Source organism: Pseudomonas fluorescens, assembly GCF_000968015.1.
Classification (GTDB): domain Bacteria; phylum Pseudomonadota; class Gammaproteobacteria; order Pseudomonadales; family Pseudomonadaceae; genus Aquipseudomonas; species Aquipseudomonas fluorescens_W.
Genome location: NZ_LACH01000073.1, coordinates 42066 through 65384, shown reverse-complemented (window position 1 = coordinate 65384; position 23319 = coordinate 42066). Strand labels below are relative to the sequence as shown.

The window sequence follows — 23319 nt, the reverse complement described above, 5'->3', positions numbered from 1 at the left end:
GAGGTTCAAGACGGTATCTACGGATTTAGCGTGGTGCGGGCTGGCATCCGTTTAGAAAGGACGCAGCGGCAGGAACTTGCCGTCGAGGGTAATCACCGCACGGGAGCCGCCTTCCGGGTCTTCGACTTTCTTCATGTCGAGCTTGAAGTTGATCGCACTGATGATGCCGTCGCCGAATTGCTCATGAACCAAGGCTTTAAGGTAGTGCCGTAAATCTGGATCATTTCGTAGAAGCGGTAGATGGTCGGGTCGGTCGGGACACCCGAGAGGCTGCCGCGCAATGGGATGATTTGCAGGCGGGCCACGGTGTCGGCGTCCAGGTCCAGTTTCTCGCCTATCACTTTGGCGGCGCTTTCCGGCAGCGGGTGCTGACCGAGCAGGGCGGCAGTGACGTAGGCCAGACCGAGGCCGGTGCCGTCGGTCAGGTCCTGCCAGGACAGGTTTTTGCTCGCTTTTGCATCGAGGATCGACGTGGTGAGGGCCAGGCTTGGGTCGTTGTAAGCGTGGGACTGTTGCATGGTGTTTCTCCTGTCGGGAGTGATGTTGCTTGGGTGTGGAGCAATCTTCTGCTGATCGATCCATAGCGTCCAAGACCGATATACAATGCAGCGCATAAGCACAGCCTATAGAGGGTGATTCCCCATGCTGCTCCGACATTTGCGTTATTTGCTGGCGGTCGCCGATCACGGCGGTTTCACCCGCGCCGCCGAGGCGCTTCACGTTTCACAGCCGACCCTGTCCCAGCAGATCCGGCAACTGGAAGAAACCCTGGGTGTCAGCCTGTTCGACCGAACCTCGCGCACGGTCAAGCCCACCGATGCGGGCGAGGCCTACATCGAATGTGCTCGTCGGGTGCTGGTGGAACTGGAGGCGGGTAAACGTGCACTGCATGACGTGAAGGACTTGTCCCGCGGCACCTTGCGGCTGGCCATGACCCCAACGTTCATGGCGTACCTGGTGGGGCCGCTGGTGCGCGATTACGTGGCGCGGTATCCGAACATCCATCTGCAGATTTTCGAGCTGTCGATGGATGACATCGAGGCCGGGCTGGTGGATGACTCACTGGACATCGCCATCGCGTTTACCCAGGTCAGAAATGCCGACATCGAGTCGATCCCGGCGTTTACCGAGACGTTGGGCGTCATGGTGGGACGCGATCACCCGTTATACGAAAGCCCGGTCGGGTTGTCCGCGCAAGAGGTTGCGCAGCTGGAGTTTGCGCTGCTGGCCCCCGACTTCGTTACCCGCACCCGCATTGATGAGTACTTTGCCCAAGAGCAGATCACGCCGAAGGTGGTGATCGAGGTCAACTCGGTGAGCACCTTGCTGGAAGTCATTCGGCACACGGCCATCGCCACCATCCTTCCGGAGCCCATTGCCACCGAGGACCGCGCGTTGCGCAAAATCCCGTTGTTGGGGGAGTCGCCCAAACGAGGGGCCGCACTGCTTCGACGTAAAAACAACTATCACAGCGCCGCGTCGGTGGCTTTTATGGAACTGGTGTTGGGGGCGGCGGGAGGAGAGCCGACGGCATCAGTCTTCTATTAATTGGCACACACCATTAGGCGCCTTGCCCGTGGAGGACACCGTGACCGTGTCGTCATCGGCGAGGAGGATCGAGATGACGACGCCCGAACCCTTGGCTTCGAAACGGCGATCGTCAATGGATTTGGTCTCGGCTTCCTTGCTGTTGATCAATACCGGCCCGTCCTGATCCGCGTGGACGATGATTTTGCCGGGGCAGTCCGCATCGAACAACGGAACGCCGATGATGCTGTTTGCATGGGCAGCACTGGCCATTACGAGCAACAGCAAGCCTGTCAGTTGTATGTTCATCACAAACCTCCATTGATCCAGTGCACACGGTTAACAATAGCGTTGTTTGGTGCGTACGAGACAAACAAAAAGGCCCCGCTCGATGTGACGAGCGGGGCCTTTTTATGGATGGGTGTGGAGGAATCAGTAGAACCGGTCAATCACTCGAACTTCGTTCTGGTTCTGCATCGAGGCCCACGCCTGTTTCAGCGTTTGCAGAACATTACCGATGAAGTCCTTGTCAGCGGCGGCTTTCTTGCCGACATAGCCTTGGCCGCGACGGTACATCTTCAGTCGGGCCAGCAGGTTCTGGTTGTTCTTGTCGAACTCCGCTTCATCAGCGTGCGTCGACAGGCAGTCGATATGCACCTGGCCCGATTTGCTGATCCACAGAATATGGCTGTCATGGCTGTCTTTTTGCGCAGCGAAGATACGAGCCAGTTCATCGATAGTGGGTTGATTGTTCAGATTCATAGTAAGCCCCTTGACCATTTGGTGATCTTTCAAAGTTGATTCGCTAATACAGGTAGCCCATCGGTTAGTTGATCCCTGGCACCGAAACCAGGACGTCAGCGGTCGGCCGCCAAATTGACGGGGTTCCGCGTCTGTTGCATGTAGTCGTGTTGAATAACTGCTACGCAATAGCGTCACAACGAGGAGAAGCAGCGAAAACCTTCAGGCCACTGCCGACGTTTTCAGGGTCGACCACAAGCTTCATGAGGATTGATCGCCAGCGCTTCTCGTCCTTGTACTGGACGTTCAGGCCAGGTCAGCTTCTTCAATCTGCCTTGTGGGCAGCGTGTATCCGGGAAAAACAGCTCGGCGGTCAGACGAGCTTGCTCAAACGTGTTGCCTGTACTCCCGATCGGGGAGACGTCTGCATCATGCAAGGGCAAATCGGAGGCGTCAACGGTTTTGTAGTGATTATTTTTGGTCACTACATATTGTCGGACAAAGTCGTTTGGAATTAAAAAGCGGAATGGGAAAGCGCCAGTCAGGACGATGGCAACGACGTCTGGAATCGGTAAACGGTGCAGGGATAACCGTCTACCGGCAGCTGATGCAGGGTGAACTCGCCATGGGAGAGATCGGCCAAGACTCGGGCCCAGAACCGTCGCGCAGGCTGATTCGCGTCGAGGTGGAAAATTTGCCATTGACCGGGGAACCGGCTCAAGAGGGTAGAAACGACAAACTTCGCGACGCCTTGGCCACGAAAGCGTCGACTGACAAAAAAGTAGCCGATGTTGTACTCGGCGCCGTGAAGGTGGGTTTCATCATCCACCGTCACGAAGCCGGCCAATTCACCGTCGACCTTGATCAGAAACGGCCTGGTTGCGGGTTTTCGCCAGTAACCCGGTTTGGGCTGAGCGTTGAAGAAGCCATGCTCACCGAGCTTCAGCGGCAGCCACTCGCTGAAGTCGTACATATAGAACTGCATCAGGTTTTCAATCGTTTCCAGTTCGTCGCGCTGGGCGGCGTGCAGTTCGATCAAGGGCATGTTGTTAGCTCCTGAGGTGCAGGCCATCCCTGGCCCGGGCGTGATCACTCAGTGGGGGGCGAAATCGTATTTCCCGCCTTTTTTCAGTGCGGCTTGATAGGCCGGGCGAGCCTGAAAGCGTTCAACCCAGGCCGCAATATGAGGATAGTTGCCGAGCTTGCCTTGGGCTCTGGCGATCTCACCGATAAAACTCATCTGGATGTCGGCGGCGCTGAACGCATCGCCCAGCAGGTAATCGGACTGGCTCAGAGCGGTATCGAGGTAACCCAGGTAGTTGGCCACCTCCGAATTGATCCGCGGATGCAACGGCGCGCCGGCCTCACCGAGACGCCCCACGTACAGGTTCAACATCAGCGGCAACATCGCCGAGCCTTCGGCGAAATGCAGCCACTGCACGTATTCATCATAGGCAGGGGTGGACGGATCGGGTTGCAGGCGACCGTCGCCATGGCGGCGAATCAGGTAGTCGATGATCGCGGAGGACTCGATCAGCTTTTGCGCGCCGTCTTCGATGACCGGTGATTTACCCAGGGCATTGATAGCTTTCAGTTCCGGCGGTGCCAGGTTGGTCTTCGGGTCGCGCTGATAGCATTTCAGCTCGTAAGGGATGGCCAGTTCTTCCAGCAACCAGAGAATCCGCTGGGAACGGGAGTTGTTCAGGTGATGCACGATAATCATGGTCGATGCCTTTTCAGAAAATGGGGCTGTCGTTGGGCTTGAAGAACACTAGACCCTTTTGGCCCGCTCGAAGTGCCCTCAAGCCTTGCTCGCCGGCTTTGCCGCGCGTTTAGTGCCGGTCGAGGGCTTGCGTTTGGCGGGTTTGCGTTTGTTTTTCCATGGCGTGGCACCGCGCCCGGCGGGGCTTGCCGGTCCGCTGATGGTCAGGCTGAGGCCGGCACAACGGGCGACCTGTTTGCTCATCCAAGCGGCTTGCTTGGTGACGAATTCTTCCAGGCTCATCTCGCCGCTCTGCACCATGTCCAGCGCCTGCTCCCAGATTGCCGTGGTCCCAGGGTCGGCGATGGCACGCGGCACCGCATCGATCAGGCTGAACGCGGCCGGGGTGGCGGCCAGGGCCTTGCCGTTCTTGATCAGATAACCACGGTCGAGCAGGCCCTGGATGATCGAGGCGCGGGTGGCTTCAGTGCCAATGCCGGTGGTGTCCTTGAGTTTCTGTTTGAGCAGGGGATCTTCCACCAGTTTGGCGACGTTCTTCATCGCCTTGATCAGATCGCCTTCGGTGAACGGTTTGGGTGGTTGCGTCCAGAGGTCCTTGAGCTTGACGTCGGCCACCGCACAGTCACGTCCTTCGGCCAATGCCGGCAGCGTTTGCGGCGCCGGTGCTTCGCGGCCCTTGGCCGGGGCGAGGGCCTCGGGCAGGGCGCGTTTCCAGCCGGGTTCGACGATCTGCTTGCCGACGGCACGCAAGGCTTCGCCGGCGCAGTCGAAGTCGGCCTGGGTCCGGTCGTATTCATGGTTGGGCAGAAACTGCGCCAGATAACGCGCGCGGATGAGTGTGTAGACCGCCCGCTGTTTGCCCACCAGACGCTCGAGGTTTTTCGCGGCGGCCGTGGGGATGATGCCGTGGTGAGCGCTGACCTTGGCATCGTTCCAGGCCCGTGAGCGGCGCTGAGGCTCCAGGAAATCGTTCAAGGCGTTCAGCGTCGGATCAGCCTGCCTCAGCGCGCCCAGAATGCCCGGTGCTTCGCTGTGCTGACTCACGGGCAGATAACCGCAGTCACTGCGGGGATAGGTGATGACCTTGTGGGTTTCGTACAGGGCCTGGGCGATGTCGAGGGTTTCCTGGGCGCCAAGCCCCAGCTTCTTGGAGCAGACTTCCTGCAAGGTGCCCAGATCGAAGGGCAGGGGTGCCACTTCGCGCATCCGCTCGGTACGCAGTTTGATTACCCGGGCACTCGCCGCACTGCCAATGGCTGCCGCTGCCTTTTGCGCCAACGCCTGATTCAGGCAGCGATCCTGATCGTCGCAAACCTCGGAGGCCGCACGCCACTGGGCGGTGAACGTGGTGCCGTCGTGCAGCAGTTGCACATCGATAGCCCAATAGGCGACCGGCACGAAATCGGCGATGCTGCGGTCGCGATCCACCACCAGGCGCAGGGTCGGCGTTTGCACCCGACCGACCGGCAATACACCCTGATAACCGGACTGACGCCCCAACAGCGTGAACAGCCGACTCATGTTCATCCCGATCAACCAATCGGCCCGCGACCGCCCGAGTGCCGAATGGTAAAGGCTGAAGGTCTCGGCCCCCGGCTTCAGGGCTGCCAGCGCCTTGCGGATCGATGCATCGTCCAGCGCCGACAGCCATAGCCGCTGGATCGGCCCGCGATAACGGCAATGCTCCACCAGTTCCCGGGCGATCATCTCGCCCTCACGGTCGGCGTCGGTGGCGATCACCAGTTCCGTGGCCTCGCCAAGCAGCCGCTTGACCGCTTTGTACTGGCTGGCCGTGCGCGGTTTGACGGTCATCTTCCATTTCTCTGGAATGATCGGCAGATCCGCCAGCACCCAGCGCTTGTAACGCGCGTCATAGGCGTCCGGCGGCGCGGTTTCCAGCAGATGGCCGATGCACCAGGTCACCGTGACGTCCGTTCCCAGCCAGCAGCCGTCGCCACGACGCCTGGCGCCGAGGACGGCCGCAATGTCTTTGGCCTGGGAAGGTTTTTCACAGAGGTACAGCCGCATAACCACCATCGCTCATCAACTGTCGAGAGGCGCACAGAATGGCGGCTGATGAGCGATGGGGCAATCTTTATCTGTATGGATGTACAGTCGGTGCGTTGCGATTCATTGCGCAGATGCCTCAGTAGTTCAGGTTAACCACCGGCTGGTCCAGCTTCCCGTCGGGCTCTCGTCTGAGAATGGTCAGCAAGGCTGCGGTAATGACGTTCACATCATTGTCGAACCCGCCGTGGGAGGTGTCCGCTTTGGTGCCCGCGCCGTAGTTCATTTTCGGATCGTTAAAGATATGCAGGGTTTTCGCAAACTCTTCGGGTAGCCCACGGCCTGTGGCGGCGAAACCGGCCGGAATGGTTTTTCCCCAGTAAAACTGGTTCCACTGTTCGGTCATGTTTTTGGCGGCAATGTTCCACTCCGCCAGATCGGGATCGCTGAAGTCCTGGAAGTTCTTGTCCAGGCTTTTGGCCATGCCCAGCAGCGGCATGCGTTGCAGTTCTTCATAGGCCCGGGAAACGAGGTACAGCAGGGATTTGTGGTACACGCCGATGACGTTGTCATCCTGTTCGCGGCTGTCGGACATCATGTAGATATGGAAGTCCTTGCGCTTGAGGCCTCCACCTTCGATGACTTTTCGGTAGGTCTGGTTGGCGAAATCGAGGGTGCAGGCCGGGGCCATCAGCGTCGACGTTTCGATGGCCAAGCCTCTGGCCCACAGCAGTTGAGCCAAGTGGCCATTGATCAAGGACCCCGCGGAATGACCGATCAGATGAAGCTCGACGTTCTTCTTGCCCATGTCAGCGACCAGTTTTTTCAGGTTCTCCGCCATTTCCACCAACCCGCGCGGGGTAAAGCCTGCGACTGCGGCCGCTTCGGCGTTCTGCTTCATCTGGCTCCACTGATCGCCGCCGAGTTTTTTGGTCGCCAGTTCCACCGTGCGATCAAAACCTTCCAGGGCCTTGTCCTTGAGGGTCTTCAACACATCGCTGATGCCACCCGCCCCGGGAAACAGCCCTGGGAGGGCGTCCTGGACGATGTCGGCAAACGTCTCCAGCGCCCCGGTGCGCCAAGTGACAAACAGGGGATAGACGCCGTTTTCAAGAAAGTAGGGCGCCATCGCACAAATTCGATTGATAGAGTCCTGCTCGGAATTGAGCCCGCCGTGGGCAATGATGGCGATGCGCAGCACGGCGGGTTTGTTGGCCGCCGGCAGCTTGTCGTACCAAGCGCGAGGCGCCTCGTAGACGATTCGCTTGACGCCCGCGCGGACGTTTTCGACGTCGGTGAGGCGGGGGCCAATGCTGCCGTTGTTTTCCATTACGATGGTCAGGCCATACGCCTGATCCATGGTCAACAGGGGAAGCCCTTTGCGACCGGTATCGCGGGCGCCGGCGGTGAACAGCGAGAAACCTTCACGCTTGGCGTTGGAGCTCGACAGGGCGCTACGAAACGGTGATTGAACATCGGCCCGGGAACGTGAAGGCCGCGCGTTGTGCGATAACGCACCGTGTTCAATCGGCACGCCGAGGGCCACGGTCCAGGCATCGGTGCCATTGGCCAGCCAGTCCTCGAACGTCAGGATGGCGAAGCCCGAGAATCCCCAGTCGGTGGACCAGGAGTTCTGCACGATGAACCCCTGACCGGTGTAGCCGATCAAGGCAAAGGCGTGACCGCCCTGACTGGTTGTCGGCCATTTGATCACGGGCAGTTGAGACATGCTCTGAAACACCGCCGGTGGACGTTTTTTGCCTTTGGGCTGCATCAGTGCCCAGCCCTGATGCACATTGGCGGAAACGTAAAGCGCACCCGCTTCGTACAACGCCGCCATCATGGCGGTGATGTCGTCTTTCTCGACGCGGTAGTAAACCCCCAGCGGCCGGGTCACGGCGTCTGTTGCCCAATTCTCGGCGGGTGCTTCAAACGCCGGAACCGATCCGTCGGCCTTGACGGTATAGGGCCACAGTTCCTCCGCGCAGACTCCGTGCTTATGCCATCCCTTCAGCGCGCCGCGACAACTGGAACCGGTGTAGTCCTCGCCTGGCCATTCGTCATAGAGTTTGGCCAGATGATAAAGCTGGCGCGGGCTCGTCTTGATGGAGGCCCGGTCCCGCAGCCACAACAGATAGTTGACCACTGCCGCCAGCCCGAACCCTGTGCATGCACCTTCGTTGCCTTGGTATAGCACCAGGCCTTTACCCAGGTACGCCGAGAGTTCGGTGGCGATGTCTTTGTCGGCGGGCCAGGAGGGCGGCAGTGACTGGACCCGTGGGGTGAAGATCCGATCGCGCAGGTCGAGGCGATCGGGACGGGCATCCAGGGTGATAATTTTCTGATCGAGAGAAAACTTCGTGGCGGGCATGGGGGGACCCTCAAGTTCTGAGACTCGAACCCCACGCCACGACTGCATGACTGCGCAGTAGGGATGTCAACGGTGCTATTGATCCTAGACGATGTTTCGCCGACTTCGAATATTCAATTCGGCGGCAGGACGCATGGACCTTGCCGTGCAGGGACCAGGCATTAACGATGCCGTCGAGGGCGCTTGTCGGAACGCCGCACCGCCCCGTTCGGCTGCGAAGCCGTCGTGAGCGCAAAATCTGGGTTATACCTGAAAGTCGTGGTCTCAGGTTTTGCGGCTGCTGCGCCGCCCACCGCGGGCAAGCCTCGCTCTCACAGGTCCATCAGCGTCAGGAGAAACGTATTCCATGAAAACCTCCGGTCCTACTCCTGTCATCACCATCGCAGAGCAGCCGGGCTGCCTGCTTGTAAAGTTTCACGGTTTCCAGGTGGCCGCGTCCGCGCGGGCGCTGGTGTTGCTCGAGGCCAACTATCCCCCGGTTTATTACGTACCGCGGGAAGACATCGATGAAAAGTACTTTGCCCGCACCGACCACACGAGTTATTGCCCCTACAAGGGCGACGCCAGCTATTTCAGCCTGCAAGTCCCGGGACATGAGGGCGCTAACGCGGTGTGGAGCTATGAAGACCCTAAAGTGTCGGTAGAGCAGATTCGCGGCTACTTGGCGTTTTATCCCGATCAAGTGACCTTTGAGCTTCTCGAAGACGTCGAGTGATGGCCGCCTTCGTCAACGAAAACGCCGCGTATTGGTGCGGCGTTTCAAGGTCAGGTGTTCAGCTCATCGAAGAGCATCCACCAGCGTGGATTCATCAATCTGACTGATCGAAGTCACCCCGGTTAGAGTCATGGCGACGCGCATTTCCTTGGCGAAGATATCCAGCATATTCTCCACCCCGCGTTGACCATCGGCGGCCAGTGCATAGGCCATGGAACGTCCCAGCAATACGCCTTTTGCGCCCAACGCCAACATCCGTACGACATCAAGCCCCGAGCGGATTCCCGAGTCGACCAGCACCGTCAGATCATTGCCGATGGCTTGCATGATGGGCGGCAATGCCTTGGTGGTGGAGAGCACGCCGTCCAGCTGTCTTCCGCCGTGGTTCGACACGACAATGCCATCCGCGCCAAAGCTGACCGCGTCTCTGGCGTCCTGAGGATCGAGAATGCCTTTGATGATCATCGGGCCTTTCCAGAACTCACGAATCCACTCCAGGTCACTCCAGCTGATCGAAGGGTCGAAGTTGTTGGCCAACCAGCCCATGTAGTCTTCGAGCGTGACGGCTTTGCCAAGGTACTTCGAGATATTGCCCAGGTCGTGTGGACGCCCCATGACGCCGACGTTGAATGCCCAGTCGGGTTTGGTCATGGCCTGAAGCATTCGCCGCGATGATGCAAAAGGACCTGACATGCCCGAGTGTGCGTCCCGGTATCGGGCGCCGGGCGTGGGCATGTCCACGGTAAACACCAGGTTTTTGACACCGGCGGCCTTCGCCCGCTCCAGTGCATTTTTCATGAAGCCTCTGTCCTTCAACACATACAGCTGAAACCAGATGGACTGTTGGCTTTGTGCCGAGACTTCCTCGATCGAACACACCGAGACCGTTGATAGACAAAGCGGGATGCCTTTGTTGTCCGCCGCTTTTACCGCCTGCACTTCACCACGACGGGCGAACATGCCCGTCAGGCCGACCGGGGCCAAGATGATCGGCATCGAAAGCGGTTGATCGAAGAGGGTGGTTTCAAGGCTCAGGGTTTCGACGTTTTTCAGAATGCGCTGACGCAGGCTGATCCCGGTCAGATCAGCGCTATTGGCCCGTAGCGTGTGCTCTGCATAAGCCCCGCCATCAATGTAATCAAACAGAAAACGCGGGAGTTTGCGCCGTGCTGCCTCGCGATAGTCGGATGCGGATGAAATGATCATGGTGCCTCGGTCTGTGAGTGGCGGGGCTGCCGATGTCGTCGAGCTTACCTGTGGTGAGGGGATTTATCCCCGTTGGGCTGCGAAGCGGCCCCAAGCGTCCTTCCAAACAAACCGAATTGTCCGGACTTACGACTGCTTCGCAACCGAACGGGGCGGTGCGACGTTTCGCTAAATCCCCTCACCACAGAGATTGTGGTGAGCTCAGTTGGTATCCAGGTCCACGTTCTTGGTCTCACGCAAACAGATCATCCCGACGACCAGGCTCACCCCGGTAATCAGCACCGGGTACCACAGCCCGTAGAAGATGTCCCCGGTGTACACCACCAAGGCAAACGACACCGTTGGCAGGAAACCGCCGAACCAGCCATTACCGATGTGGTACGGCAGGGACATCGAGGTGTAGCGGATGCGGGTCGGGAACAGTTCGACCATCAGCGCTGCCAGTGGGCCGTAGCACATGGCGGAAATGATGATCAGCGCGACGATCAGCGCCACGATCATCGGTTTGTTGATCAACTGGACGTCGGCTTTTGACGGATACCCGGCCAGGGTCACCGCGCCACGCAGGGCCGCTTCATCGTAACCATCGAGTTTCACTTCACCGACGCTCACCTGCACGGCGCTGCCGGCAGGAAGAGCTTCGCTGTTGTAGGGAAGGCCCTGTTTCACCAGGAAGGTTTTGACCTTGTCGCACGGGCTATCAAATTTCGCCTTGCCCACCGGGTCGAACTGGAAGGTGCAGGTGGCGGGGTCTGCCAGCACGGTGATCGGTGCCTGACGGCTCGCCTGGTCGATGGCCGGGTTGGCGTAGTGGGCGATGGACTTGAAGATCGGGAAGTACAGTGCAGTCGCCAGCAGCAGGCCGATCATGAGCACCGGTTTGCGCCCGACTTTATCCGACAGCCAGCCGAAGAAAATGAAGAACGGTGCACCGATGATCACGCTGACAATCAACAAGCTGTTGGCCAGCGCCGGGTCCATTTTCAAGAACTGGGTGAGGAAGAACAGCACGTAGAACTGCGCCGCGTAGAAGGTCACGGCTTGCCCGGCATTGATGCTGAACAGGGCGATCAGTACGACTTTCAGGTTTTCCCATTTGCCGAAGGAATCGCGCAATGGCGACTTGCAGAGCTTGCCTTCCTCTTTCATTTTCACGAACGCCGGCGACTCGTGCAGGCTCATGCGAATCCAGGTCGAGATGCCCAGCAGAATGATCGAAAACAGGAACGGAATCCGCCAGCCCCAGACTTCGAACTGGTCACCGGTGAAGTAACGGCAACCGAGCACCACCAGCAGCGACAGCAACAAGCCTAGGGTCGCAGTGGACTGAATCCAGCTGGTGTGGAAGCCGCGTTTCCCCATCGGCGCGTGTTCGGCCACATAGGTCGCAGCGCCGCCGTATTCACCGCCCAGGGCCAGGCCCTGAAGCATGCGCAGCACCACGAGGATGATTGGCGCGGCAATGCCGATGCTCGAGTAGGTCGGTAGCAACCCGACGCAGAAGGTCGCCAGGCCCATGAGGATGATGGTCGCAAGGAACGTGTATTTACGCCCGATCATGTCCCCCAACCGGCCAAACACCAAGGCGCCGAACGGCCGCACGACGAAGCCGGCAGCGAAGGCCATCAGCGCGAAGATAAACGCCGTGGTGTCGTTGACCCCGGCGAAGAACTGTTTGCTGATCACCGCCGCGAGGGCGCCATAGAGAAAAAAGTCGTACCACTCGAAGACCGTCCCGAGTGACGAGGCGAAGATGACTTTCTGGGTTTCCTTGCTGGTGCCCGCGCTGCGCACGGCTTCCAGAGGCTGCACATGTTCTGACATATCGGTATCCCTCACAGTGATTGTTTTTTTTGTTCCACTGGTATTGCGTGTTCCTTGCATCGGGTAATTTTCAACGTCCGTAAATTCAGTGCGATCCCCTGTAGGAGTGAGCCTGCTCGCGATAGCGGTGTGTCAGTCAACACTGATGTTGGATGTCACACCGTCATCGCGAGCAAGCTCGCTCCCACAGGGGTAGTGTCAACAGTAGCGGTAAGCATCAGCTGTGCAGCTTTTTCGGCAATCATCAGCGTAGGCGAACAAGTGTTGCCCGAGGTGATGCGCGGCATGATCGAGGCGTCGGCGATGCGCAGGCCTGGGATGCCGTGAACTTTGAGTTGCGCATCGACCACGGCGTCCGCGTCGTTACCCATGCGGCAGGTGCCGACCGGATGGAAGATGGTGGTGCCGATGCGGGCGGCGGCTTCGTGCAATTGCTCTTCGCTCTGCAAGCTGTCGCCGGGCAAGTACTCGACCGGTTTGAATGCTTGCAGGGCCGGTGCGGCGACGATGCGGCGGGTCAGGCGAATGGCGTCTGCTGCCACCCGCAAGTCCTCTGGATGGCTCAAGTAATTGGGCTGAATCAGTGGCGCTTCCTGCGGATCGGTGGAGCGAATCTCGATGCGACCACGGCTTTGCGGGCGCAGATCGCACACCGACGCCGTGAAAGCAGGGAAGGCATGCAATGGCTCGCCGAAACGCTCCAGCGACAGCGGCTGAACGTGGTACTCGAGATTCGCCGATGTCTGCTCCGGCCCCGAACGGGCGAAGGCTCCAAGTTGACTCGGTGCCATGGACAGAGGACCGCTGCGGTCATACAGGTAACGCAGGCCCATGCCCATCTTGCCCCACAGGCTGCCGGCTATTTGATTCAGCGTGCGGGCGTTTTCCAGTTTGTAGATCAGGCGCAGTTGCAGGTGATCCTGCAGATTGCCACCCACACCGGGCAGTTCATGGGCAACGCCAATCCCCAATCGTTGCAGCAGCGGGCGAGGGCCGATCCCGGAACGTTGCAGGATGCTCGGTGAGCCGACGGAACCGGCGCACAGCACGATTTCCTTGCGCGCCTTGAAGGTTTTCGCCTGACCCTGCCAACGCGCACTGACCGCTGACGCACGGCCGTTTTCCAATAGCACGCGGTCGACTTCGACGTCGGTCAGCACGGTGAGGTTGGGGCGGTTGCGGATCGGTTTGAGAAACGCCTTGGCGGCGTTCCAGCGAATACCGGCTTTCTGGTTGACCTGGAAGTAGCCGCAGCCTTCGTTGTCGCCCTGGTTGAAGTCATCGATGCTGGCGATGCCGCTTTGCTCGGCGGCGCTGCGGAAAGCATCGAGAATCGGCCATGACAGTCGCTGACGTTCGATCCGCCATTCCCCGGCGGCGCCGTGAAACTCCGAGTCGCCAGCAAAATGGTTTTCGCTCTTTTTGAACAACGGCAGCACGTCGTTCCAGCTCCAGCCGGGATTGCCCTGCGCCGCCCAGCCGTCGTAGTCGCCGGCCTGGCCGCGCATGTAGATCATGCCGTTGATCGAGGAACAGCCGCCGAGCACCTTGCCACGGGGATAACTCAGGGCGCGACCTTGCAGGCCGGATTGCGCTTCGGTCTTGAAGCACCAGTCGGTGCGCGGGTTGCCGATGCAGAACAGGTAACCCACGGGGATGTGAATCCACGCATAGTTATCGCGGCCGCCGGCTTCGAGCAGCAACACGCGATTCTGCGGGTCGGCCGACAACCGATTGGCCAGCAAACAACCGGCCGGGCCGGCACCGACCACGATGTAGTCGTATTCATCCAGGGAAGTCTGCATCCGTGACCTCGTATTGTTGTTCTTGTTGTAGGTCATCCTAGTTGTTAGCTTTCGTCAAAAGAATGTTAGTTTTTGCGCAGCCGCTGTGCGTTTTTAAACAGCCCCACCTCAAGGACGGTTCATGTTCGACTGGAATGACCTGCGGTTTTTTCTCGAGTTGCAGCGCAGCGGGCGTTTGCTCACCGCTGCCCGCCGTTTGAACACCACCCACGCCACCGTGGCCCGGCACATCGAGGCCATCGAAAAGAGCCTCGGCACGGCGTTGTTTGTTCAGCATGCCCAGGGTTATGAGCTGACCCCGGCGGGCGAGGCGTTGCTCAAACATGCCGAAGCGATGGAAAACGTCGCGCTGCTGGCGCAGGAAGAAATCACTCAGTCCACGGCGCCGCTGGGCAAGATCCGCGTCGGCGTGACCGAAGGCTTGGGCATCATGTTCCTCGCCAGTCGTATGAACGGCCTGTTCGAACGTTATCCGGGGCTGGAAGTGGAACTGGTGGCAGTGCCGCGCTTCGTCAGCATCCTCAATCGCGAGGCCGAGATCAGCATCCACCTGGAGCGCCCGGCCGCCGACATGCTGGTCACGCGCAAACTGACTGACTATCGATTGGCGCTGTACGCCAGCCAGGAGTATCTCGACCGTTCGCCACCGCTGCGCAGCCGCGAAGACCTCGCTCGCCACGCCTGGATCGGCTATGTCGATGACTTGCTGTTCAGCCAGGAGTTGATGTTCCTCAACAGCTTCTGCCGCAATCCGCAGGTGGTGTTTCACAGCACCAGCGTTATCGCCCAGCAACAGGCCGCGCGCTCAGGCCTGGGGATCGCCGTGCTGCCGTGCTACATGGCCAGCGCCGATCCCGGCCTGGTGCCGTTGTTGCCGGATGAGAGCATTCAGCGCAGTTATTGGATCAGCACGCGGCGCGAGCTGCACAAATCCGTGCGGTTGCGGGTGTTGTGGGATTACGTGGTGGGGCTGTGTGAGGCGGAGCAGGGGTTGTTGCTGGGATAACAAACATCAAAAGATCGCAGCCTTTGGCAGCTCCTGCAGGGATAGGCGTAGGAGCTGCCGAAGGCTGCGATCTTTTGATCTTGGGAGAGCGTCAGACTCATTTCTCAAATGCTCACTCTCACCTCAGAACGTGCCGACACTCTTTGTGGCGAAAACCAACTTAACTATGTTGTTGGGATTGTTCAGCCACTTCTGCACGTCGGTCGGTAGGTTCTCGTTGCGCACGATACATTTCCATTCCACATCTTTGCCGTCGTCCGTGCCAGGGAAAAGTACCTTGCCGGTCCATGTAGAGTTGTTAGGGGCGGGTTTAGGGTCGAGCTTTACGGCCTTGGCCGGATCCCAATTCCCTAACGCCGGATGGTTGCCGACAACATACACGCTGTATCCCGGCACCGTGTTGCTGTTATCGCATTGAAATTCCACTTGGTCTTTTAAGGGCTGCCACGTGACACCTAGGGCGTTGCGGAACACGGGCAGCATCACCAACAAGAAAACGCCCAGCGGCAATAGGTAACGATTGCGAGACATGATGAACACCTCAATTCATTCCAGTGGGCGCAGCTTAGCCCCGGCCAATCTGAAAGTGACCTGTTAGAACTGACAGTTCATTAGAGCGCTTCGCGATAGTTTCAATCGTTGCTTATTAACGTCGAGCTTGTTTGCGCTGGACTGCGTAGCCGTCCTGGTCTTCAATTCGTGGGATGACGACAAGGAGCGTTATCCGACACTCCGTCGTGATAAAGGGAGCTTGCAGCATGACCGAAGATACAAAAGTGAAAGGCCCAGCGTCGTACTTCCCCTCAATCGAGAAAAAATATGGCCAGCCAATCAGCCACTGGCTGGATCTGCTGGGAACAGTGAGTGCAAAGAAACATATGGAAATGGTGGCTTGGCTGAAGACTGAGCATGGTATGGGGCATGGTCATGCGAATGCTTTGGTTGCGTATTATTTAGCGAGTTCATCCACCTAGAGATCTGACGCCATCGCGAGCAAGCTTTGCTCCTACAAGGGGTCGTGTTTCAAGGGAGAATTTCGAATGAGGTGCTGGCCAGGCGCTCCCCATTCACCAAAACGTGCATGGCGTGTTTACCCACGTAGTGTTTGCGGGTGGTGAGCTCCTTGATCTGCTGACTACGGGCGATGGTTTCGGTCACCTTGCCGGGAAGCGTCAGCGCCTTGAGCTTGAACACCTTCGCCGACGTGCTGCCGTTGGCTTTTACGTAATCGATCGCGTAGTCGATCACCAGTCGCTGACTGTCCTGGACCGTGGATTTCACGGCGAAGGACAGGGTGATTTTTTCACCCAGACGGATCACCGCCGGTTCCACTTTCACATCGATGATCTCGACCTCAGGCTTGCCGCCCGCGCCAATGATTGCCAATGCGCGTTGGTTGCCCTGTTTGATCAGGCTGCGCAGGGCGTGTTTGGCGATCCAGGCGGTGTGTTTGTTGTCCAGCGACCAGCCTTCGATCAGGTCCAGCACCCATTCGGGATGATCCTTGGTGATGTCGTTGAGGTGGTTGGCCACGGACTTGCGCACGTAGAGGCTGTCGTCGGCCTTGAGGTTGTCGAGGATCGCCGCCGCCAATGTTGGGTCAGCCTGAATCTGTTCCAGTCGAAACGACCACGGCAGGCGCGGTCGGCTGCCTTCGCTGGCCAGGCGGCGGACGTGCTCGTTTTCGTCCAGTGACCAATCGTGCATGACCGCCAGGGAGCGTTCGATGTCGCTGCGCAGGAAATGGCGGATCGCGAATTCCGAGGAGCCGAAGGTGGTGAAGAATTTCAGCGCGGCCATGGATTGTTCGAAGGCATGTGCGCCGTACGTCGCGACGTAATGCGGTAGTGAAATGCTGACGAAGCCGCTGTTCAAGCGCGGAGCGAGGGCGCGCAGCACCTCAAGCGTCTCTTCATAACTCAACGGCAGCACCGCGTGCAGGCACTCGCTGACCCGGGCCATGCGTTGCATGATCGATAACTCGGCAAGCCCGTCGTTGGCCAGTTTCAGGAAGGCCTTGGCGTTGAATTCGGGGTAGACCGCGGTCATCTCGGTGGCGATGTGTTGGAGGCGGTCGGCGTTGAAGATTTCCTTGAGGGCGGGGGCGGGGGCGGGGGAGTGTTGGTGGGTGGTCATGGGTGATGCCGAGCGCGAAAAACTCGGGGGCTGGTGCGAGGTAAATGGGGTTTAGGTTTGTTGCGTGTGGTGCAAGGGAATTTCGGAAACTGAGACGTTGGGGTTAGGCAGCGGAGATGGTGGTCTCTGCTGCCTTGGTTTTTAGTGTGCCTTAATTAGCTTTTCGGCGATCCATTGCGCGATTTGCGTAACGACGGCGTTTCCGGCAGCGAAAGCCTCTGCAAGGTTGGACGCATCCAGTCCGAGGCAAAGCCCATCATTTTCAGACGCTCGCTGCCGCTCAGCCATCTGATGCCATCCGTTCGGTTGAGCGATGAAAGTGGTACAGCCCATAGCGATTTGGGAGCCTGCTTTGTTTGCCAATAAAGTATTGGCAGCCCATGCATCCGCTGGGCGTGGCCACGCGATCTTGCTAGACGCTGGAGGTATTGCTTCCACTGGCGCAGCGTCAGCCAGCAGCTCCATGGGGGGCATTTGTCGATGACCTGCGACCAGGAATACGCGACGACGTTGCTGGGGGACTCCGAAATATTGAGCATTAAGCACTCGCCAGAATCCCACATACCCGCATTCCGCAAGGGCCCGGATGACTGTTTCAAAGTCTTGGCTATCGTTGATAGCGAGCAGGTTAACGACATTCTCAAGCACCACCCAGCGAGGTTGTGTCTCTTTGAGGATTCGTATGACTTCCCAGAATAGGCCGCTGCGTTGGCCACGCAGGCCTCGGGTTTCTTTGTTGCTGGGTCTGGCGCCGGCAAGGCTGATGTCTTGGCAGGGAAATCCGCCGGTGATGACGTCGACGGGACGGAGGTTGTGTGCGCCGCAGTGGCGGACGTCTTCGAACTGGACGGCGTGTGGAAATCGATCGGCAAGGACAGCCCGGTTGACGGGGTTGAGTTCCACTTGCCAGGCGGTGCGGTAGCCTGCGTTTTCGAATCCGACATCAAAACCTCCTATGCCTGCGAACAGGCTTCCAATGGTGGGCTGGGGCATATCTGCGCTTCTATGGGCAGATGCTCAGGGCATTCGGATAGGAGGCTCGGGGCCTTCAGGTGATTGAGTGTCCGGCAGCGCGGGCACTTGATTTGTAGTTCGATGAAGCCGCGGACGGCGGCGAGTTTGCGGTGGCATTCGCCACAGCGGATTTCCTGCATGGTTACGCCCCTTTGCGTTGTCTGCCACACCTGATCGGGCATGGCCACTGCGTAGCTCCCTTCAACCAACGCAACGGCCACTGTTGTGTTTTAAGTTCATACCTTAATGGTCATCACCATTGAATTGTTACCTGGCCATTTGCGCCATCTGGCGCCGCGCTGCCACCACGTCCACCGCCACCATGTCCCGGAGTCAGGGGCTTGCGGCTGTCATTCCACGTAGGCCCGGACTCGCCACCGCCGCCAGCGCCCCCGAGAAAACCTTTGTTGTTGGCAGCACCAATGGCGTGGCCGGCAAGCCCTATGCAGTGGTTCTCATCGCCACCAAAACCTTTCCCCCCGTGTGGTGCATTGCCATCGATCAAACCGCCAGACCCACCCGTAGCCACTAAGGCGGTGCCAAATGAGGAGGCGCCGCCGTCGGCCCCTCTATTTCCATCCACTAAAGCGCCTGCACCGCCTGCGCCCACCGTGATCGTCACCGAGGTTGTGCCGCGTAGGTCAAAAAGCTTTCTGGCTATCCCTCCACCCGATCCACCAGAGGGCCCCGGAATTAATGCAAATCGAGCCCCACCACCACCGCCTCCAATGACAACCACCCATGCTTTGGTTACGCCTGTGGGTACGTCCCAGGTGAATACCCCAGGCACGCTATAGACCATCCGGCCACGGAACGGGAACATGGCTGCGAGCGTTTGCGGCGTGACCATCGTGTGCTCATCGGTGCCCGCTCTGACCATGATGGGTGTCGCAATCCGTGCGATGCCCGGTGCACTTGTTGTTGCCTGAACGACCTTGGCGCCGATCGCTTGGAACACTCTGAGTGCATTCATTGGCTTGTTGGTATCAGACCCTTTCTCTGCTTCACGCTGGCTGGCAAAGGAAATGCCGCTGCCATCAAGGAATGCATCGATTTTTTTCTTTAGCCAGCTTGTCCGGTTCGCCAGCTGTTTGGCCGGTAGGTTGGTAATGCCTTCGGGTCCGCCCAGTACCGGGTCGGATGTTTCGAGTTGGTAGACGCCAGGCGCCCAGTCGGGGGATTCGGGTAGATCGGCCATTAGCTGCTCCCATGGTTGTATTGGCCGTCGTAGCGCGCGACTGCGTTGTAGCGAATGGCAACTGACTGATAGTCGAGTGATACCAGGCGGCAACGTGCCGGGGCGACGGACAGTAGAAGGCGGCGCAGGAGCACCGCTTGATCGTTGGTGATGACGCGTTTTAGAACGACCCGGTACAAAGGCCAGGCCGATGACGCTGCGCCCGGCTGAGCGTCTAGCCCTTCCTGGAGGGCGACCTCACCGAAGCCCAGCAAACGGATGACCTCGCGAATCGCCCAGGGCGTGCCCTTGAAACGATGCAGTTCGGCGGCGTTTTTGATTAAGTTGCGCTTGGCTTCTTCGGATTCGGCCAGCTCCCAGGCTGCTTCGTCGAGGAGCGAGAATTGGTCGGCCAACGCCGGTAGTAGCGAGGGTTTCACCAGGTCGATCAGGTAAACCAGCATCACGTTGAGATCGAGGTCGGCTAATGCCTGGTCGAGCAGCTCACAGAGGAGCGAAAAGCGTTCATCACCGGCCAATGCGGGTGGCAGTGGCTGATCAGCCATGGGTCACCCCGGCATCGATCAGTTGGATGGATGAGCAGTTCGCCCATTCATTGCTTTGCAACTCGCGCAGGCCTGACGGTAGCTTCAGATCGGCACGGTACACACCGGCAACTTGAAGCAACGCGGTTAGTTGTTCTGGCACCAGATCGCGCCCGAGTCCGGCACGAGATTCGACTGCATAGGCGTGTGCGGCGGCTTGCGCGGCTGCCATGGCGCCGTTGCGGTCTGCGTTAGCGTAGAACGTGATGTTTGCCTTGATCTGATAGCCGACCTCGGTCGGCGAAAACGCATTGACCGTGTCGCACAGTGGACGGAGTTTTTCGCCGCTGACCTGATCTTTTATGCGTTGCAGTAGATCGTCTGTCGGCAAACCGGTGATGGTCAGCGGATACAGCGCGACGTGGCCGTCCGGCTGACCTTCATCTGGGCCATGTACGGCGACGTCGATGATGGACTGGTGAACGGCCAGCGTGTGGTAGCGATACGCGGCGCGGCTGCCGGCGTTGCTGAAGGCTTCGGGGGCCAGGATGATTCGCTCGCGGTAGCGGTCGTCATCTTCATCCGTAATTCCATTGGCCGTGACCGTTGTGTTGCTGGCCGCCAGGCCTGGTACAGGTGAGCTGCTAAGCGTGCTGATCTGGCCGATGGTCCAGCCATTACCTTGTTCGCCGGCGGTCAGGCATGTCGCGGTCGCGTTCACTTGTGTTTGGCCGACGGCTACCACTACGTTCAGATCTGTGATGAAAGTCAGCTTGGCATCCTGAGTGCTGACCCGCGTGCCGATCGGGATTAGCAGTGGCTGTGTCACTGCCGTGGGCATGCTGAAGCGCAAGGTGCAACGGGCGGCCTGTGCCAGCAGTCTGGGCGTGGCGACCAGTTCGCCGAGGTAGTCGAGGATCGGGCCGCGGGCGAATCGCACCAGCAGCTGTTCGCCGGCATTCTGAATGCCCATCTGCAATCGGGACACCGCGTAGGCGATCTGGTCGATGTATAGCCGTTCGATTTGGGCCGGGTATAGGGTTTTGCCTGACTTCTGTTCGTAGCGGGCAATCAGTTGGGCCTCTAGCGCGGCGGGGTCTATGTTGATGAATTCGGGTTTAGGTAGCTCGCGCATACGGCACCTCGGTCAACTGGGACACTTCGCCGGCTACGCGCCATTGCACCTGCACGATGATCTGCGCTGCATAGATCTGGACTTGCACCTGAGCTACTGAGACGCGGGGTTCCCAGAGGCGAATCGCGTCGACGGCTTCGCGCACCAGGTGTGGCGTGACGCGATTGCTGGGCCAGTCGAGGTACAGGTGTAGGTCGCTGCCAAACTCTGGGCGATGGGGATCGCTGCCCTTGGGCGTGCTCAGGATGATGCGGATGGCCTGGTCGATATCGCGCAGGCCCTCGACCACCTCGCCGGAGGTACCGAGTGCGGGCTGCCAGTGGGCGGCAGTGATGCTGGTGTGGGGGATGGGCATTGTCATGCGCACATGGTGTGCGAATCGGAAAGGTACGGCTTTTAATCACATTTAAAGATAAGCAGAAGCAACGAATATCAGATTAATATCGAAGCAAGACCGAACAGGAAAGCAAAATGCCAGTAGATTCCGAAAGTGTTAAGTGTGGCGACTGTGGAACGGAACTGAATCAACGTGCAAGCGAGCCAGACCGAGACCCTTGTCCTGAATGTGGTTCGATGAGTCGAACTATTCAACTTGAGGTTTCAGACACCGTTGTTGCTCCCGTCATCGAAATGATTGATGCGAAGCTGAAGCAACCGAGTCTGACTGGGAAAAAGAAGCTGAGACTCCATCTTAAGTCCGGCCAAGAGCTCAGTGTCCGTTTAGGCCGATATGTGAACAAGGAACGAGTCCTGGACAAGGACAACGACCGCTACTTGGAAATTGTGACTGACCCGCTAACCGGCGAGGTGCTCAGGCATTGTGACGAGCCTTTATCAGAGCATCAGGGGCGTGGATCGGCAAAGTTCAAGGCTGTCGCCCCTCAAAACGTAAGTGATGAATAGCCCCTGCAGCGGTCATCCGCATAAGCTCTCTAGTACATACAAGGTCAAGGAATGAGCAAATTTCTTCTGTACATTGACATTCTTGGGTTCAAAGAAATGACCCTCAACGAGCCCCGGAAGGTAGCTCGGGTTTACTCCATCTTGGACACGCTAAACGCACATCGTCAGACGCGCTACAGCACCATCGTCTTCTCTGACACCATTCTGGTTTACAACAAGGAAGACGCTTCCTCTGACAACGAGCGGCTAGACTATGTATGGCAGCTCACAGAATTTGCAGAGGATTTGCACCATAGACTCACGGGGCAAGATATTTTCTTCAGGGCGGTTCTAGTACAGGGGGACTTCAACCACTATCAGTTGAAAAATGTGGAATGCTTCTTTGGTGGTGCCCTTATCACTGCCTACCTCGCAGAGAAAGAAATCCCATCATTGGGTCTCTTTATGAGTAAGGATTGCCAGAAGTACAACCAGTTTTTCCGAACCGCGCCGTTTAGCTCTGATTTCGATTTTGTGTACCTAAATCGCGGCCTAGAAAAGCTGAACAAATGGGCTGCCGGGATCTACCCACTCGATTTGGGAATGCCCGGCGAGGACTATGCTGTAAACGTGCCATATCAGGTTCGCTTTTTGAAAGACATCCACACGTCCATGCGTTCGCACGCCATCCCGACTGTACGGGTTAAGTTTTTGACCGCATGGGATTTTTACTACAAGCGATACCCCCAAATGCTTCAAGCTTTGGTGGAGAAGGATTTTGATCTCTCAGCTCTTGGCCCTGCCGGCGCTTGGCAGGTGTCAGAAGACACCATGGAAAAAGACATCAAACACTTCAAACGCATTGGTAGTGGCACAGATCTGTCGAAGACTCTTACCAAGCAGCAAGACAGTTTAAAATCTGCATTTAAGAAAGATAAATGGAAGGAATTTAGCGACAGAGGCCCTGGATTTTAGTGTTTATGGTGATTTGAATTGCCCCCCAAATCCATGACCATCCCTGTTGCCTCAATGTCTCCGTTCACCTGCAGGTTGCCATTCAACGTGACCTGCGGGATGTCCAGCGTTGCTGAAGGCGCTTTCACCACCACAGGCCCACCCGACTCAACCGTGATGTTGCGCCCGCACTTCACCAGCAAAGCCCCCACACAATCCAGCGTCATCACCCCGGCCTTACGGTCGTAGGTCGAAACCGTCCCATCACTGAATCGCACATAGTCCGTGTCTTCATCGACAACAGGCGGTGGTTCGGCGGTTGAGTAGATCCCACCTAGATACACACCACCCACACCATCAGCATCGAGCAGCACTGCGACTTGCTCACCCAGTTCGGGCATCAACGGTCGGCGTTGTGTGCCTTGGGTGTTGCGCTGGGGGATGTTGAGCCAGTAGCTCTGGACGCCGTCGCGGTCGTCCAGGCGTACGCGGATGCGGCAGGTGGGATAGTCCACGGCGCTGACTTCGCCGTATTCGAGTTCAACGCCCAT

At 58.4% G+C, this 23319-nt stretch carries 24 protein-coding genes and 1 pseudogene; 6 read left to right on the top strand and 19 right to left on the bottom strand.

Translation table 11 applies throughout. The annotated features are described in order from the left end of the window. Positions 1–51: 51 nt before the first annotated feature. A pseudogene (gene cynS, locus VD17_RS28395) lies at positions 52–518 on the bottom strand (cyanase). A 124-nt stretch (positions 519–642) separates the two neighbouring features. Here cynS and cynR point away from each other — a divergent pair. Further along, positions 643–1548 (top strand): transcriptional regulator CynR, encoded by a 906-nt coding sequence (gene cynR / locus VD17_RS28390; protein WP_046056723.1) that lies wholly within the window; start codon positions 643–645, stop codon positions 1546–1548. On the opposite strand, the gene VD17_RS28385 is transcribed toward cynR, so the two are convergent. From VD17_RS28385 to VD17_RS28360, 6 genes are all read right to left on the bottom strand, one after another. Then, positions 1534–1836, bottom strand: coding sequence for a hypothetical protein (locus VD17_RS28385; protein ID WP_046056722.1), 303 nt, complete (start codon positions 1834–1836; stop codon positions 1534–1536). The two genes, cynR and VD17_RS28385, sit on opposite strands and share 15 nt — an antisense overlap. A gap of 123 nt (positions 1837–1959) precedes the next feature. After that, positions 1960–2289: a hypothetical protein gene (locus VD17_RS28380; protein ID WP_033054455.1), complete on the bottom strand. Its 330-nt coding sequence runs from the start codon at positions 2287–2289 to the stop codon at positions 1960–1962. Between the two features lie 520 nt (positions 2290–2809). Then, positions 2810–3313, bottom strand: a complete 504-nt coding sequence (locus tag VD17_RS28375) for a GNAT family N-acetyltransferase (RefSeq protein WP_046056721.1) — start codon at positions 3311–3313, stop codon at positions 2810–2812. A gap of 48 nt (positions 3314–3361) precedes the next feature. Further along, positions 3362–3991 carry a glutathione S-transferase family protein gene (locus VD17_RS28370; RefSeq protein WP_046056720.1) on the bottom strand — a complete coding sequence of 210 codons (630 nt, stop codon included), beginning with the start codon at positions 3989–3991 and terminating at the stop codon, positions 3362–3364. A gap of 78 nt (positions 3992–4069) precedes the next feature. Beyond that, the gene (locus VD17_RS28365) at positions 4070–6019 is read right to left on the bottom strand and encodes a DNA topoisomerase III (RefSeq protein ID WP_046056719.1); all 1950 of its coding nucleotides are present in this window, start codon (positions 6017–6019) and stop codon (positions 4070–4072) included. Between the two features lie 118 nt (positions 6020–6137). After that, a complete protein-coding gene (locus VD17_RS28360) occupies positions 6138–8369 on the bottom strand; it encodes a C1 family peptidase (RefSeq protein WP_046056718.1) in 2232 nt (743 codons plus the stop codon). 346 nt (positions 8370–8715) lie between these two features. Between VD17_RS28360 and VD17_RS28355 the strand changes: the two genes are divergently transcribed. Further along, a complete protein-coding gene (locus VD17_RS28355; RefSeq protein ID WP_046056717.1) occupies positions 8716–9084 on the top strand; it encodes a DUF427 domain-containing protein in 369 nt (122 codons plus the stop codon). 63 nt (positions 9085–9147) lie between these two features. Here the strand turns inward: VD17_RS28355 and lldD are convergent, their stop codons facing one another. From lldD to VD17_RS28340, 3 genes are all read right to left on the bottom strand, one after another. Beyond that, positions 9148–10290 (bottom strand): FMN-dependent L-lactate dehydrogenase LldD, encoded by a 1143-nt coding sequence (lldD, locus tag VD17_RS28350; RefSeq protein WP_046056716.1) that lies wholly within the window; start codon positions 10288–10290, stop codon positions 9148–9150. Positions 10291–10491: 201 nt separating this feature from the next. Next, positions 10492–12114 (bottom strand): MFS transporter, encoded by a 1623-nt coding sequence (locus VD17_RS28345; protein ID WP_046056715.1) that lies wholly within the window; start codon positions 12112–12114, stop codon positions 10492–10494. Between the two features lie 155 nt (positions 12115–12269). Continuing rightward, complete coding sequence (locus VD17_RS28340; protein ID WP_046056714.1) at positions 12270–13919, bottom strand: GMC family oxidoreductase; 1650 nt, start codon at positions 13917–13919, stop codon at positions 12270–12272. A gap of 121 nt (positions 13920–14040) precedes the next feature. Here VD17_RS28340 and VD17_RS28335 point away from each other — a divergent pair, with 121 nt between their 5' ends. Next, positions 14041–14925, top strand: a complete 885-nt coding sequence (locus VD17_RS28335) for a LysR family transcriptional regulator (protein WP_046056713.1) — start codon at positions 14041–14043, stop codon at positions 14923–14925. A 123-nt stretch (positions 14926–15048) separates the two neighbouring features. Here the strand turns inward: VD17_RS28335 and VD17_RS28330 are convergent, their stop codons facing one another. After that, a complete protein-coding gene (locus VD17_RS28330; RefSeq protein ID WP_259674604.1) occupies positions 15049–15456 on the bottom strand; it encodes a carbohydrate-binding module family 20 domain-containing protein in 408 nt (135 codons plus the stop codon). Between the two features lie 227 nt (positions 15457–15683). Here VD17_RS28330 and VD17_RS28325 point away from each other — a divergent pair, with 227 nt between their 5' ends. Beyond that, positions 15684–15899, top strand: coding sequence for a DUF4287 domain-containing protein (locus VD17_RS28325; RefSeq protein ID WP_046056711.1), 216 nt, complete (start codon positions 15684–15686; stop codon positions 15897–15899). A gap of 49 nt (positions 15900–15948) precedes the next feature. Here the strand turns inward: VD17_RS28325 and VD17_RS28320 are convergent, their stop codons facing one another. The 7 genes from VD17_RS28320 to VD17_RS28295 all read right to left on the bottom strand — a co-directional run bounded on the left by VD17_RS28320 (position 15949) and on the right by VD17_RS28295 (position 21287). Further along, positions 15949–17061: a DNA alkylation repair protein gene (locus VD17_RS28320; RefSeq protein ID WP_046056710.1), complete on the bottom strand. Its 1113-nt coding sequence runs from the start codon at positions 17059–17061 to the stop codon at positions 15949–15951. A 141-nt stretch (positions 17062–17202) separates the two neighbouring features. Then, positions 17203–18054 carry a DNA cytosine methyltransferase gene (locus VD17_RS28315; RefSeq protein ID WP_046056709.1) on the bottom strand — a complete coding sequence of 284 codons (852 nt, stop codon included), beginning with the start codon at positions 18052–18054 and terminating at the stop codon, positions 17203–17205. Further along, positions 18015–18215 (bottom strand): Com family DNA-binding transcriptional regulator, encoded by a 201-nt coding sequence (locus VD17_RS31960; RefSeq protein WP_080932090.1) that lies wholly within the window; start codon positions 18213–18215, stop codon positions 18015–18017. The genes VD17_RS28315 and VD17_RS31960 overlap by 40 nt, the downstream gene beginning before the upstream one ends. Positions 18216–18328: 113 nt before the next feature. After that, positions 18329–19273 carry a glycine-rich domain-containing protein gene (locus VD17_RS31330; RefSeq protein ID WP_052962768.1) on the bottom strand — a complete coding sequence of 315 codons (945 nt, stop codon included), beginning with the start codon at positions 19271–19273 and terminating at the stop codon, positions 18329–18331. After that, positions 19273–19818, bottom strand: coding sequence for a phage tail protein I (locus tag VD17_RS28305; protein WP_046056708.1), 546 nt, complete (start codon positions 19816–19818; stop codon positions 19273–19275). The genes VD17_RS31330 and VD17_RS28305 overlap by 1 nt, the downstream gene beginning before the upstream one ends. After that, positions 19811–20932, bottom strand: coding sequence for a baseplate assembly protein (locus VD17_RS28300; protein ID WP_046056707.1), 1122 nt, complete (start codon positions 20930–20932; stop codon positions 19811–19813). Before VD17_RS28300 ends, VD17_RS28305 begins: the two co-directional genes overlap by 8 nt. Further along, positions 20916–21287 (bottom strand): GPW/gp25 family protein, encoded by a 372-nt coding sequence (locus VD17_RS28295; protein WP_259674603.1) that lies wholly within the window; start codon positions 21285–21287, stop codon positions 20916–20918. Before VD17_RS28295 ends, VD17_RS28300 begins: the two co-directional genes overlap by 17 nt. Before the next feature lie 116 nt (positions 21288–21403). Between VD17_RS28295 and VD17_RS28290 the strand changes: the two genes are divergently transcribed. Together VD17_RS28290 and VD17_RS28285 are read left to right on the top strand one after the other, a co-directional pair. Next, a complete protein-coding gene (locus tag VD17_RS28290) occupies positions 21404–21835 on the top strand; it encodes an FmdB family zinc ribbon protein (protein ID WP_185753245.1) in 432 nt (143 codons plus the stop codon). 51 nt (positions 21836–21886) lie between these two features. After that, on the top strand, positions 21887–22789 hold the full coding sequence (locus VD17_RS28285; RefSeq protein WP_052962767.1) for a hypothetical protein: 903 nt from the start codon (positions 21887–21889) through the stop codon (positions 22787–22789). Here the strand turns inward: VD17_RS28285 and VD17_RS28280 are convergent. Beyond that, a complete protein-coding gene (locus VD17_RS28280; RefSeq protein ID WP_046056704.1) occupies positions 22786–23319 on the bottom strand; it encodes a phage baseplate assembly protein V in 534 nt (177 codons plus the stop codon). The genes VD17_RS28285 and VD17_RS28280 overlap by 4 nt on opposite strands.